The 12,647-nt window shown below is 71.2% G+C and carries 9 protein-coding genes, 2 tRNA genes and 1 pseudogene; 6 read left to right on the top strand and 6 right to left on the bottom strand.

The features are described 5' to 3' along the window. Positions 1–5 precede the first annotated feature (5 nt). On the top strand, positions 6–584 hold the full coding sequence (locus tag QNO09_RS23905; protein ID WP_283972296.1) for a TetR/AcrR family transcriptional regulator: 579 nt from the start codon (positions 6–8) through the stop codon (positions 582–584). 150 nt (positions 585–734) lie between these two features. Here the strand turns inward: QNO09_RS23905 and QNO09_RS23910 are convergent, their stop codons facing one another. Beyond that, positions 735–5,723: a PAS domain-containing protein gene (locus tag QNO09_RS23910; RefSeq protein WP_283972297.1), complete on the bottom strand. Its 4,989-nt coding sequence runs from the start codon at positions 5,721–5,723 to the stop codon at positions 735–737. Positions 5,724–6,080: 357 nt separating this feature from the next. Beyond that, positions 6,081–6,599: an SSI family serine proteinase inhibitor gene (locus tag QNO09_RS23915; RefSeq protein WP_451524923.1), complete on the bottom strand. Its 519-nt coding sequence runs from the start codon at positions 6,597–6,599 to the stop codon at positions 6,081–6,083. A 185-nt stretch (positions 6,600–6,784) separates the two neighbouring features. Between QNO09_RS23915 and QNO09_RS23920 the strand changes: the two genes are divergently transcribed. From QNO09_RS23920 to QNO09_RS23930, 3 genes are all read left to right on the top strand, one after another. Further along, positions 6,785–6,875: transfer RNA gene (locus QNO09_RS23920), tRNA-Ser, on the top strand. Positions 6,876–7,071: 196 nt separating this feature from the next. Then, positions 7,072–7,144: transfer RNA gene (locus tag QNO09_RS23925), tRNA-Arg, on the top strand. A 313-nt stretch (positions 7,145–7,457) separates the two neighbouring features. Next, positions 7,458–8,285, top strand: a complete 828-nt coding sequence (locus tag QNO09_RS23930) for a PASTA domain-containing protein (RefSeq protein WP_283972299.1) — start codon at positions 7,458–7,460, stop codon at positions 8,283–8,285. Positions 8,286–8,576: 291 nt separating this feature from the next. Here the strand turns inward: QNO09_RS23930 and QNO09_RS23935 are convergent, their stop codons facing one another. The 3 genes from QNO09_RS23935 to QNO09_RS23945 all read right to left on the bottom strand — a co-directional run bounded on the left by QNO09_RS23935 (position 8,577) and on the right by QNO09_RS23945 (position 10,439). After that, entirely contained in the window at positions 8,577–9,464 is an 888-nt protein-coding gene (locus QNO09_RS23935; protein WP_283972300.1) for a protein kinase family protein, read from the bottom strand. A 71-nt stretch (positions 9,465–9,535) separates the two neighbouring features. Continuing rightward, positions 9,536–9,979, bottom strand: a complete 444-nt coding sequence (locus QNO09_RS23940) for a glycine-rich domain-containing protein (protein WP_283972301.1) — start codon at positions 9,977–9,979, stop codon at positions 9,536–9,538. Between the two features lie 205 nt (positions 9,980–10,184). After that, complete coding sequence (locus tag QNO09_RS23945; RefSeq protein ID WP_283972302.1) at positions 10,185–10,439, bottom strand: hypothetical protein; 255 nt, start codon at positions 10,437–10,439, stop codon at positions 10,185–10,187. A gap of 95 nt (positions 10,440–10,534) precedes the next feature. On the opposite strand from QNO09_RS23945, the gene QNO09_RS23950 reads away from it, so the two are divergent. After that, positions 10,535–11,278: a DUF5919 domain-containing protein gene (locus tag QNO09_RS23950; RefSeq protein WP_283972303.1), complete on the top strand. Its 744-nt coding sequence runs from the start codon at positions 10,535–10,537 to the stop codon at positions 11,276–11,278. 2 nt (positions 11,279–11,280) lie between these two features. Beyond that, complete coding sequence (locus QNO09_RS23955; RefSeq protein WP_283972304.1) at positions 11,281–11,751, top strand: NUDIX domain-containing protein; 471 nt, start codon at positions 11,281–11,283, stop codon at positions 11,749–11,751. A 319-nt stretch (positions 11,752–12,070) separates the two neighbouring features. On the opposite strand, the pseudogene QNO09_RS23960 reads toward QNO09_RS23955, so the two are convergent. Further along, positions 12,071–12,387, bottom strand: a pseudogene (locus QNO09_RS23960) (transposase); the annotation flags it as partial. Positions 12,388–12,647: the final 260 nt, after the last annotated feature.

Raw genomic sequence — 12,647 nt, forward strand, 5'->3', positions numbered from 1 at the left:
TCCCCATGGCAGCAAGGGACCCCGAGGCCACCAAGGCCCGCATCTTCGAAGCGGCGGTCGCCGAGTTCGCCCGGCACGGCATCGCCGGCGCCCGCATCGACCGCATCGCCGGTGAGGCGAAGGCCAACAAGCAGCTCATCTACGCCTACTTCGGCAACAAGGCGGAGCTGTTCGCCATCGTCCTGGAGAAGAAGATGCTCCACCTCGCCGAGGCCGTCCCCGTCGACCCGGACGACATCGAGGGCTGGGTCGACCGCCTGATGGACTACCACGCCGCCCACCCGGAGCTGCTGCGCCTGCTCTTCTGGGAGGGCCTGGAGTACGGCAGCACCGAACTGCCCCACGAGTCCGACCGCCAGGAGCACTACGCTCGCAAGGTCGCCGCCCTCCGGGACGGCCAGGCCCGGGGAGCCGTCACCGACGCCATCCCGGCGGCCGACCTGCTCTTCCTGCTGACCGCCCTGACCAACTGGACCGCCGTCGTCCCCCAGATGCGGCGCATCCTGGTCGGCGAGGGGGACCCGGACCGGGACCGCCTGCGGGCCTCGGTGAAGGAGGCCGCACGCCGGCTGACGGCACGCTAGTGTGCTGCGCCAGAAATCCGTCGGTAGATCTGTCTCGTCTCGGCGGTCGGATTCTCGCCGCCGACCAGGGGCGTTGACCGTCCGCAGCTCAGCGGGAACTACCTAGGAACTTCCGGCGCGGGACACTGGGACCCGCCCCGCCCGTACCGGCTAGTTGGTGCCGATCCGGCTGAGCAGTTCGACGATCCTGGACTGCACCTCGGAGCTGGTGGACCGCTCCGCGAGGAACAGCACCGTTTCCCCGGAGGCCAGCCGCGGCAGGTCGGCCGGGTCGACGGCGGCGGTGTAGACGACCAGCGGGGTGCGGTTGAGCTGCCCGTTCGCCCGCAGCCAGTCGATGATCCCGGCGAAGCCCTCCTGCCGCCGCTGCACCTGCAGCAAATCCATCACGACCAGGTTCGGCCGGAACTGCCCCGCCAGCATCACCGCGTCCGCGTCGCTCGCCGCCCGCGCGACCTGCATCCCGCGCCGCTCCAGCGTCGCCGTCAGCGCCAGCGCGATCTCCGCGTGCTCCTCGATCAGCAGCACCCGCGGCGGATGCTGCTCACTGTCGCGCGGCGCCAGCGCCTTCAGCAGCACGGCCGGATCGGCACCGTACGCCGCGTCCCGCGAGGCCTGCCCGAGCCCGGCCGTGACGAGGACGGGCACCTCGGCGGCCACGGCGGCCTGCCGCAGCGACTGCAGCGCCGTACGCGTGATCGGCCCGGTCAGCGGGTCGACGAACAGCGCGGCGGGGAAGGCCGCGATCTGCGCGTCGACCTCCTCGCGCGAGTGCACGATCACCGGCCGGTAGCCGCGGTCGCTCAGCGCCTGCTGCGTGCTGACGTCCGGCGCCGGCCACACCAGCAGCCGCCGCGGGTTGTCCAGCGGCTCGGGCGGCAGCTCGTCGTCCATCGGCTGCGGCCGCGGCGGATCGGCCACCTCGACGGCCCCACCGGGCCCGTCCAGCGGTTCGGGCCCCTCGGCGGCGTTCTCGTCGGGTGCGCCTATGGCGTACGACCGTCCACCGCCCTCGGTCAGCTGGGCGAGCCGCGACTGCCCGGCGAGCGACGGCTGCGCCGGGGCGGGGGCGGACAGAGGCGGCGGGGTGTGCTCGCCGGTCCGGTGCGGCCGGGCGGCCTGTTCCGGACGGGGCGCCTGGGCTGTCGGACGCGCCTGCCCCTGCTCCGGGCGGCCCGCCGGGTCCGTACGCGTCGCCGGGTCGGGCGGCGTCCCGAGCTTGCGGCGCCGGCCCGATCCACCCGGCTGGTGCGGGGGAGGCGTCGCCGACTGCTGCGGCACGGGCTGCGGGACCGGCATGGCCGACGGCTGCTGCGCGTGGGCCGTCGGCCGGTTGAACGGCACGCCCTGCCCCAGCGTCCGCACACTGATCGCCCGCCCCTGCGTGGAGTTCGGGTCGACGGGCGCGGCGGCCTCGGCGGGCAGCGGCTGAGCCGCCCGCGGCGCGCCCTCCGGCGGCAGCGCGGTGCCCGGGGCGGGGGTGTTCTGCTGCGGGGTCCGCGGCGCGCCGTTCGGCGGCGGGGGGTGTGCGGCACCCGCGCCCGTGGCGTCGGTGGCGGGCCAGGGCCGGGGGGCGTCGGCCTGCGGCGGCGTTCCGTGGGCGTTCATGCCGTGGGGAGGCGTCCCGTGGGCGTTCATGCCGTGGGGAGGCGTCCCGTGGGCGTTGGTGCCGTGGGAAGGCGTTCCCGGAGCGGCCGTGCTCTGCGGCGGGCCCTGGGGAGGCGTGCTCAGGGGAGACGCCCCCGCCCCCTGGGCCGGTGCGACCTGCCCGGCAGCGGCCTCAGCGGGGAGCGGCAGGCCGGCGGAGGACTGCTGACCCGGTGCGGCGACGCCCTGCTGCGGCAGAGGTTGGGCCGAGGCCGGGGGCTGCACCGCCTGCCCCGGGAGAGCCGCCTGCACGCCGTGCCCGAGCCCGCCCTGAGCCGGGACGGACACGCCCTGCGGTGGGACGGCGGTGCCCTGCGGGTGCTGCGGGTGGGTGCCTTGCGGGGCGTTCCTGTGCGGTTGGGTGCCCTGCGGGGGTACGGCGACGCCCTGCGGTGGGACGGCGGTGCCCTGCGGGTGGGTGCCTTGCGGGGGGGTCCCGTGCGGTTGGGTGCCCTGCGGGGGTACGGCGACGCCGTGTGGCGGGACGGCGGTGCCCTGCGGGTGGGTGCCTTGCGGGGCGTTCCCGTGCGGGAGGTCGCCGTGGGGTGCAACGGCGTCGCCCGGGGCGTGAGGTGCGTTGCCCTGCGCGGGAACCGGCATGCCCTGCGGTGGCACGGCCGTACCCGGAGGGACCGGGGAAGCGGCGACGCCGACCTGGGCGGGGGCGCCCTGCCCCGGCCCGGCCTGCCCCGAGGGGACCTGGCCGGTGGCGTCCTGCTGCGCCGGAACACCCTGCGCCGGGTCGGCGGTCCCGGAAGCGGCGGGCACCGGACCCGCCTGGTCGGGATGCCCCGGCATCTGCGTCCCGGCGCCCCCGGCCGGCTGCGGCCTCGCGACGGCCCGCCGTCGGCGGCCGGTCGGCGCGCTGGTCGGATGCGGCTGCGGGGGAGTGTGATCGGCGGACTGGTCGTGCGGAACGGCGTCGTGCCGCCCCTCCTCGGCCACCCCGTCACCGGCGGCAGCCGGACCGGGAACCGCCACGGCGCCCGGCGCCTGGACCGGCGCCTGCCCCTGGGCGGGCACGGCTCCCGGCGCACGCACGGGAGCTGGAGCGTCAGCGACCTGCTGCCCCTGGTCGGCCTGCCCCTCCTGAGGAGCCGGAGCCGAAGCCGGGGCCGGAGTCTGATCGGCCTCGGCCGGGGGCAGCGCGAACACCGCGCGCGGCCCCGCCGCTTCCTGTGCGGCGGCAGCGGCAGCCGCCCGCTCGTTGGCGGCGGCCAGCGCCCGCCGCCGGCGTCCGGTCGGCTGCTGTGCCTCTTCCGGGGCCGCCTCGGCCGAACCGGCGGACTCACCCCCGGAGGACGCCGCGGGCAGCGCCGGCGGCAGCGCGGCCTGTTCACCGGGTTCCCGCCGGGCCCGCCGTCCCGACGGCGCGGGCACACCCTGCGGCGGCACGGTTCCGCCCAGGCCCGTGTTCGAGGCGGCGGCCCCCGCGGCGTGCTCGGCGGCCGTCATCACGGCCCCCTCGGCGACACCCTGGACGGCACTGCCGACGGCATCCGCACCCGCACCCGCGTCCTCGGCCGCGCGCCGCCGCCGCCCGGTCCCGCCGGACGCGGCACCCTCACCGGACGCCTGCGCCGGAAGGGCGGCCTGTTCCCCGGCGGCCCGCCGCCTGCGCCGCCCGGTGGGTGCGGTCCCGTCGGCTCCGGGAGCTCCGGTGTCCTCGCCCTCACCACCCGGAACGTCCGCGTCGAGGAAGGCGTCAGTGCTGGACCGCCGTGCCCGGCGCCGCCCCCCGCCGGAGGCCTGCTTGGCGGAGGCCTGCTCGGCGGGGTCGACGAGAGCGAGCGCGGCGGACTCGTCCACGGGCTGGGCGGCGACGGCTCCGGCCCCGCCTCCGATCGGCACCTCGAGGACGTACGCGCTCCCGCTCATGCCCGGCACGTCGTGCGTCTGCAGCACCCCGCCGTGGGCCCGGACGATCCCGCGGACGATGGGCTCGTGCACGGTGTCGCCACCGGCGTACGGCCCGCGCACCTCGATGCGTACGACCTCGCCGCGCTGGGCCGCCGCCACCACGACGGTGTTGTCGAGATAACCGCCCGCCGACACGGGTGTGTTGCCGGTCGCGTCGACGCCCGCCACGTCCGCGACGAGATGCGCGAGGGCGGTCGCGAGCAGCCGGGGATCGACCTCGGCCTCGATGGGCGGCGCGTGCACGGCGAACTGCACCCGGCCGGGCCCGACGAGCTCGACGGCCCCGTCGACCCCGGCCGCGACGACGGCGTCCAGCATCACCTTCGTGCGGGCGATGTTCTCGCTTCCCGCGTCGAGGCGCTGGTAGCCGAGGACGTTGTCGATCAGCGTCGTGATGCGCGCATAGCCGGCCGACAGGTGGTGCAGCACCTGGTTCGCCTCGGGCCACAGCTGCCCGGCGTCGTCGGCGGCCAGCGCGGCCAGCTCGCGGCGCAGCTCCTCCAGCGGGCCGCGCAGCGACCGCCCGAGCAGGGTCAGCAACTGCTCGTGCCGGGCGGCGAGCGCCTCGAACCGGTCCTTCTCCCGCTCCCCGAGCGCGGCGTACCGCTCCTCGTTCGCCGCGAGTTCCTCGGCGTGCCGCTCGGTCAGCTCCTCCACCTCGGTGACGTGCTGCTGGCGCAGCGCGGTGAGCTCGGAGGCGTGCTCCTCGGCGATCCGCTCCAGTTCCTCGGCGTGCCGCTTCTCCGCCGCCTCCTTCTCGTCGACGACGGCGTCGTACGGCCGCCGGTCGGTGAAGGTCATCACGGCGCCGACGAGCTGGTCCCCGTCGCGTACGGGCGCGGTCGTCAGATCGACCGGGACCTTGCCGCCGTTCTTGGCGTACAGCACCTGCCCGCGCACCCGGTGCTTGCGCCCGGAGCGCAGGGTGTCGGCGAGCGGCGAGTCCTCGTAGGGGAAGGGCGAGCCGTCGGCACGCGAGTGCAGCACGAGGGTGTGCAGCTCGCGCCCGCCGAGGTCGCTGGCCCGGAATCCCAGTATCTGGGCGGCGGCCGGATTGACCAGCACGATCCGCCCGTCGGTGTCGGTGCCGACGACGCCCTCGGCAGCGGCCCGCAGGATCATCTCGGTCTGCCGCTGGGACCGGGCGAGCTCGGCCTCGGTGTCCACCGTCCCGGAGAGGTCGCGCACGACGAGCATGAGCAACTCGTCGCTGGTGTAGCCGTAACCGTCGTAGGCCTGCTGGCCGTTCTCCAGATTCGCACTGGTGACCTCGACGGGGAACTCGGTCCCGTCGGTCCGGCGCGCGATCATCCGGGTGGGCTTGGTGCGGGCATGCGGATCGAGGTGCTCCGGGCGTCGCATGGAGCCGGGGATGAGCTTGGAGTCGAACTGCGGCAGCAGATCCAGCAGCCCGCGGCCCACCAGAGCGGTCCCCGGAGTCTCGAAGGCCTCCAGGGCGATGGTGTTGGCGTTGACGACCGTGCCGTTGGCGTTGACCAGCACCAACGCGTCGGGAAGCGCGTCCAGTATGGCTGCGAGGCGAGCAGCGCCTCGGGATGGCCTGCTGCTCACGAGACGCTTCCTCCCTGTTACCGCACCTTGCCGACCGCTCGGGCCATCTTGCCAACCGTCCCGCAGCGTGTCACGCGAGGGAGTCTAAGGGCTGCGGTTGCGCTCGCGACGCCGGATGAGAGCGAGGTCGCACGAGGAAGTGACACCGAACTGACGACCGAGTAAGCGGAAACGCCCGCCCTCCTGCGACGACGTCGCGGGACCTTCGCGGGACCTTTACGGCGACGGACTTTCTGTACCTTTCGGCGGAGCGGCGTGATGAGGGCGGAGAGTGGCGCATATGAGTAGGGGGCGCCGGTCGACGGACCGGCGCCCCCACTGCCTCGCTCCCCCACCGTCCCTCCATGAGAGGACGGCTCAGGCCTGAGTGCCCGCCTCGCCCCCCACTCCCGGCAGCAGCGGCACGAGCCGGTCCCAGCGGGAGATCTGGCAGCCGTCGCGGCGGTCGTAGGTGGCGTCGACGGGGCGTCCGGCCCAGGTGCCGGTGACGTGCGCGGTGGCGGGTCCGCCGTACTGCATGGTGCAGAAGCCGCCTTCCGGGGCGGGCGCGAAGACGTCCTGTCCCCACCGCGTGTCCCGCTCCAGGGCGGCACAGGCGCCGCCCGGGTCCGGGTGGCTGCCGCCGTCGGGGTCGCAGTACAGCTCGAACGTTCCGTCGGCTCCGCCGCCGGCGTTGCGCACGGTGACGGTGAGGTGATCGCGGTCCGGGCCGTCGCCCGGCCGGGTCGGGAACGACAGGTCGGCCTTGCCGGCCTGGGCAGAGGCGGCCGGGGACACCGCCGTCAGTGACCCGGCGGCGGCGACGGAGGCGGCGGCCGTGACGAAGAGGCGCCGCAGGGCGGGGCGGGCGGTGGCCCGGGGAGTGGCACGCAACATGCCCTGCCTAACGCGGCACGGCCCCGGATGTTGCGCGCGGCCCCCCGGGTGGAGGCCCGCACGGGCCTGACAAGGCCTTTGCCCCACGCCCTTCCCGCCTAGTACCGTGGGGGTCGATTGGTGACAGCACGCTCGACTGTGTCATCATCGGCACGCACCGCTCGCGCTCGCGCGGGAGTGATGCTGGAGGCGTCGCCTAGTCCGGTCTATGGCGCCGCACTGCTAATGCGGTTTGGGCCTTAAAGCCCATCGAGGGTTCAAATCCCTCCGCCTCCGCACTCGATCACGAAGCCCCGGTCAGCCGACCGGGGCTTCGCTGTCGTCGCCCCCGAAAGTGCGGCCGGAAGTGCCGTTTCCGCAGCTCACAAAGGGTGCGGCTAACGGATTTCACATGGCGGCGGCAGTCATGTAATGTTCTTCCTGTCGCCGCGAGCGAGCCGGAAGGCCCGAGAGCGGCGAAAAAACAGAACAAGCACTCGTAGCTTAACGGATAGAGCATCTGACTACGGATCAGAAGGTTGCAGGTTCGAATCCTGCCGAGTGCACAGCAGACCAGAGGCCCTGTGGAGTGATCCACAGGGCCTCTGGCTTTTGCCTTGACGGCGGTCTCCGACGGCAACCGCGGGTCACACGGCGATGGGGCATACGTTCAGGCCCTTGCCTTTCGTCCCATCTGTTGCCGTCTCCTCTCTCGCTCCGATAGAACCCGATACGCGCGGATCATCACCTGCTATCCGCTGCTGGTGGTGACGTGCTCACGCTCTCCGCTGGTGGGGGTGTCCGCGGAGTGACAGCACCGCGCCCCGGGCGGGTCGCCCGGATCACCATGGGAGTCAGGGGGGTATCACCACATTGGCAATGAACAGGGGTGAAAAGGGGCTGTTCGGTGGCATAGCCGTCTTGGCTGTGGTGCTGCTTCTACTGCTACTCGGATCTTGTGGCGACAACTGTGACGATGCGGCGTCGACGCCTGCCGCGCCGGTCACGATCACGGCCACTCCGAGCCCAGCTGGGAGCCAGGTCGGTCAGAGCGTCGACAGTGCCTTGGAGCGAGTAGGGCAGACCGGGCTGAGCGTTGCGGTGCACGACGCCAGCGACCGGGACGAGAATCCGGGCGGGGACTGGACCGTGTGCTTCGAGAAGGCGACCTTGAGCAAGGTCGACTTCGCTGCCGTGCCAGACGGGGCACCGTGCCCGAAGAAGGACGGCCAACGCATCCCTTGGCCCAAGATGCCGAATGTGCAGGGCTCCACGTACGCCGACGCGGTGGAGAAGCTGGGTGATGCCGTCGGCGCGGTAGCCATCGAGGCCGCTTACGAGGACGAGGCGGCCTACGACACGAACAACGGAGCTGGTGAGTATGCGAACTGGAAAGTGTGCTTCCAGAGCGTCAAGGCCGGGACGAGACTGGCGCAAGAACCAGATGTCGTCCTGCACGCCGTAGAGAAGGACGAGACGTGTCCGTCGTCGAAGGGGCTGTACAAGAACGCCGAAAACGATCCGGACTACCGCGATCGGGAATACGCCGAACCTGACGATGGAACGTCTGCTGGCGACGGATCGTCCGCGAACGGCGGTAGCAGTGGGGACAGTGGTAGCAGCGAGGAGGATTACTCCCCGGGTGACAAGGGCGGATGCCCGCCTGGCGGTTGCTACAACCCGTGTCCGCCCGGGGGCTGCCGGTAGCGCGCAGGGGCCCGCACCAGTTACCCCTGGCGCGGGCCCGTGAAGCGGAGTGAGATCTCCGGCCTGCTTCTGGGCATCCCCGACACGGTCGAACGCCAAGCGCTGAGAGCCGAGACGTAGGACGGTGTAGATGTCCATGGTCAAGCGGATGGAGCTGTGGCCGAGGACTTCCATGATCATGCGGGCGTCGGCGTCCTGTTCGTGGAGCAGCGAGGCGCAGGTGTGGTGCAGGTTGTGCAAAGCGGACCCTACGGACGCCGACACCGACGCACAGAGCCTCGACGGAGCGGTTCAGGTTGCGCGGGTCGATGAGGGTCCGCTCTTCATGGGTCGTGACGTGAGGCAACTCAGGGCCTTACCCACCTCGTAGAGGGTCGGCCGGTGTTCGGGAGCATGGCTGAGCATCGCCTCGATCAACTCGCCCAGCTCACCGGGCGCCTTGACGGGGCGGCGTCTGCCGTTGGCCACGGCCTCTCTCTGGACGGGGCGTGGAGCGTCGTCCGGGTACTCGACGGCACGCCAGCCGGTGGCCGAGATGAGCAGGGAGGCGCCGAGGGCGTAGACATCGGCTTCCGGCGTGGGCTCGGCTTCCCCTGTGGCGAGCACGTTGCGGGCAATCTCCGGTGCTTCGTAGTGGACGAGGCAGCCGCGGAACGGGAAGTCGTACCCCTCGGGGACGTGCCCACCTCGGGCCAGAGCCAGATCGATGAGATGCGTCCGCTCCGGCCCGACGATGAAGTGGGCGGGCTGTACGTCTCCGTGGGCCCAGCCCTTGGCGTGCAGTTCGGCCAACGCCTCGACACAGCCCAGCGCCACGCCGGCGTGCGGTGCGACTGACGAGCCGTTGCTGCGGCAGGGCTCCCACAGGCGGTACAGGTCCGGCCCTTCATGCCACGGCTGGAAGTTCCACGTCCCGTGCTCCCATTCTCCGTACGCGAAGTCGTCGAATCCGAGGCGATGCAGCACGGCACCCTCGCGTGCGGGCGCGAGGGCGGTCCAGGGCTGGGCGGGCCAGTCGGCCGTAGCCTCGATCGGATAGCCGACCTTGACGGCGTAGTGACCTCGATGGCTCTGCACCTCCCAGACCATGGAGCCCCGGCGGTTCAGGACGAGGCGCTGAGACGTGGGCATGAGGGCGTCGAGCACCACGATCGGCAGTTCAGAGGGTGAGCCGGACAACGTCTGTTCTCCTTCCGGGCGAACGCGGCCGACCACGAGTCGAGGCCGGTCGCGCCGCTGCTGTCGTGTTGCTACGCCTGGCCGTACGGGCGGCCGCAGTCGGAGTCGCACTGGGCAAGGTTCGTGCCATCCACGGTCCATAGGTCGTCGAAGACCATGAAGCCCGCCGTCTTCATGGCGCCTGCCGAAGCGGCGACGTGCTTCGGGTCGCGGGCGCCACCACCGGGCTTCGGGTTGTGGTGCAGGAAGCGGCCCGCGTACCGCTCGCACAATTCGGCGTACTCCTTCGTGTGCAGGATGAGCGCGTGAAGGCCCAGGTCCACGTCGTCCGACGGGACCATGGGGACGATGGCGGTGGCTGCGGTGACTACGAAGGCGACCGCCTGGTCCGCGATCCGCTCGGCACGCTCGGGTGACTGCCCGTTGTGGACGACCACGAAGTGGGCGAGGCTCTGGAACAGCTCCTCGCCGGCCACCGCGCGGCCGGTCCTCTGATCGTTCGCCGTTGCCGTCATGCGAGTACTCCTTCTGGATAGTGGAGCGTGGCACTTACGGAGTTGGGAGGCCGCCCAGGACGGGGGTGGGGGAACCGGGGAATGAGCACCCGTCCGGGGCGGCCGGTCTACTGGCCGACAGCGAGAGCCATGCCGATCACCAGGCCGCACGACCCGCTGATCATGATGATGAAGAGGACTCCCGCGTATCGGCCGATGGCGCGCATCACAGGCCGTTCCTGCTGTTGCCGTTCTTGATGGCCAGGCGGGCGCTCAATTCCTCCCGAGCACTCGGCTGCACCACCTTGTTCGGCATGGCATCCCACTCCCGGCCGCCGCCGATGGGCCGTATCTGCACTCGGCCGCCGAGCTCACCCATGACGATGCCGATACGTCCCTTGGCGGTGTCCTTCGCCAGTTCACCGATACCTGGTCTGGTCTGCTGGTTGCTCGCCATGCGGACGAGAATCCTGCCACTCATTAGGACGTCGGAACCTCCGACAAACCCCACTTCGGGACGTCCCGCGTCGGGTAGAACGTCCCTAGTGCCGTCCCTGGGTGTTAGGAGAGATTGAGATGCCGAACGAGAGGTTACGTGCTGCCATGGCGGCCGGCGGCTGGACGTATGCCGCCCTTGCAGACAAGGTCGAAGTCGATCCCAAGTCCGTTGAAAGATGGGTCAACCTGGGGCGTACGCCGCGCCGTGCCACGGCCATGCTGGCAGCGGAAACACTAGGAGAAGACGTGCACGCTCTATGGCCCGCGCTCCGGCAGGCACGCCCTGCCCGCGCTGTCAGTCCGGAACTTGTGGCTCTCTACGACCAGCGGGCGGACATCCCCGTGTCCACCCTTGTGGACATGCTGACCCAAGCCCGCGAGCGCATTGACGTGTTGGTGTACGCGGCCGTCTTCCTGCACGAGGCGTATCCCCGGCTCAACGACTTGCTGCGAGAGCGAGCTGCCGACGGGTGTGCGGTCCGTATCGCGATTGGCGACCCGGACAGCGCGAATGTCCAACAGCGCGGCAAGGAGGAGAAGTTCGGCCACGGGATCGAGTCCCGTTGTCGACTCGCCCTCATGCACTATCGCCCCCTTGCTGGGGTACCTGGCATCGAGGTGCGGACCCATGCCACCACGCTCTACAACTCGATCTATCGTGCGGATGACCAGGCGATGGTCAATGCCCATGTCTGGGGCGTGAACGCCTACGGCGCTCCCGTATGGCACCTGCGGCGCAGCGGAAAGGGCGGCATGTTCGACACCTACGCCAGCAGCTTCGATGCGGTCTGGAAGACCGCGACGCTGGTAAGTGAGAGGTGACCATGGCACGGACCGAGTACTACGACGACCCGGCGGCACCTGAGCCGAACAGCTTGGTGGTCGCCGCGTCCGCCGTGGTTACCGACGACGAAGGACGCGTGCTCCTTCAGCGCCGACGGGATAACGATCTTTGGGCGCTGCCTGGTGGCGGCATGGAGATGACCGACTCACTCCCGGGAACGGCCGTCCGCGAGGTAAAGGAAGAAACGGGTCTGGACGTAGAGATCACCGGGCTCGTGGGTACGTACACCGACCCTCGCCACGTCATCGCCTACTCGGATGGTGAGGTGCGTAGACAGTTCAACATCTGCTTCACCGCCCGTGTGGTCGGGGGCCAGCTCACGATCTCGGACGAGTCCACGGAACTGCGGTTCGTCCAGCCGGAGGAGATCGATCAGCTGCCGATGCACCACACGCAGCGGCTCCGGATTTGCCACTTTCTAGAGCACCGAGAACGTCCCTATATCGGCTGACCTCGTTCTTCCTCAGTCTGGTTGGTGCCAGCCCTGTGCATCTGCGTCACACGTGGCTGCTAGGCAGTCTCGTTTCGGATCACCGGCCGGGCACCGCAGTCGGGCGCGCATTCTGCCGGGGAGGGCTTGCGAACGGCGCAGCGGAGGCGTGCGGGTGGCGGATCGGGGAGTGACGGATCCGGGGCCGGTCCCGTCGGCGAATTGGGCAACGCAGCCAGATGTTCAGATCATGCTCGACGCACTCCCCGATCCCGCGGAAGGGTGACGGCGCGGCCTCTACCGGCAGGCAGCGGCCCCTGGGTCCGCCGGGGCGGGTCGCCTCCAGATCGAAGGCGGGCGGTCTGCCACCGCCCTGCCCGCGCCGCCTTCGGTGGGACCGTTGCGGGATCACCGCTCGGATACCGCGTCTGCGCGGGTGGTCCCGGGTCTCGCGAGAGGAGTACGCCTTGTCGGCCAGTGCCTTGTCCGGCTGGGTGCGGGGTCGTCCACGGTGGCGGGGAATGCACCGGCGGGCCATGACGTCCGGGCTGGCGCGTCGCCGGCCTGTCCGGCGGTGAGAACCAACACGAGCAGGCGACACCGGCCGTCGGCTGCGAGTTGGATCTTCGTGGTCAGCCAGCCTCGGGAGCGGCCGAGAGCGTGGCCGTCCGGCTCACCGGTGTCGCCTCCGTCGTGGGTTGCCGATGTCAGCGGAACGGTCCCGGTACCGCGCGGGCCTGGGCTTCTGGACCAAGCTCCCATCAGGTCATGTTCCGCCCGGCCGGAGCCATGAGGAACAGGTCCCGGCAGCCGGACAGACCAAAGGGAAGACAGCCCAGCAGGACGTCAGTCAGAGGCCGAGCCACGACCACCGGAACCTGCCTACCGATATCAATGTCAGTGGTGCCCCCTACGCT

The sequence above is a fragment of the Streptomyces sp. 378 genome (assembly GCF_030124145.1).
Lineage (GTDB): Bacteria > Actinomycetota > Actinomycetes > Streptomycetales > Streptomycetaceae > Streptomyces.

Bases quoted from the DNA above. Each gene is read 5' to 3' on its own strand.
- QNO09_RS23940 (WP_283972301.1), bottom strand. From the start codon at position 9,979: ATGACGGCAACGGCGAACGATCAGAGGACCGGCCGCGCGGTGGCCGGC.
- QNO09_RS23950 (WP_283972303.1), top strand. From the start codon at position 10,535: ATGCCGAACGAGAGGTTACGTGCTGCCATGGCGGCCGGCGGCTGGACG.
- QNO09_RS23915 (WP_451524923.1), bottom strand. From the start codon at position 6,599: ATGTTGCGTGCCACTCCCCGGGCCACCGCCCGCCCCGCCCTGCGGCGC.
- QNO09_RS23930 (WP_283972299.1), top strand. From the start codon at position 7,458: ATGAACAGGGGTGAAAAGGGGCTGTTCGGTGGCATAGCCGTCTTGGCT.
- QNO09_RS23905 (WP_283972296.1), top strand. From the start codon at position 6: ATGGCAGCAAGGGACCCCGAGGCCACCAAGGCCCGCATCTTCGAAGCG.
- QNO09_RS23955 (WP_283972304.1), top strand. From the start codon at position 11,281: ATGGCACGGACCGAGTACTACGACGACCCGGCGGCACCTGAGCCGAAC.
- QNO09_RS23945 (WP_283972302.1), bottom strand. From the start codon at position 10,439: ATGAGTGGCAGGATTCTCGTCCGCATGGCGAGCAACCAGCAGACCAGA.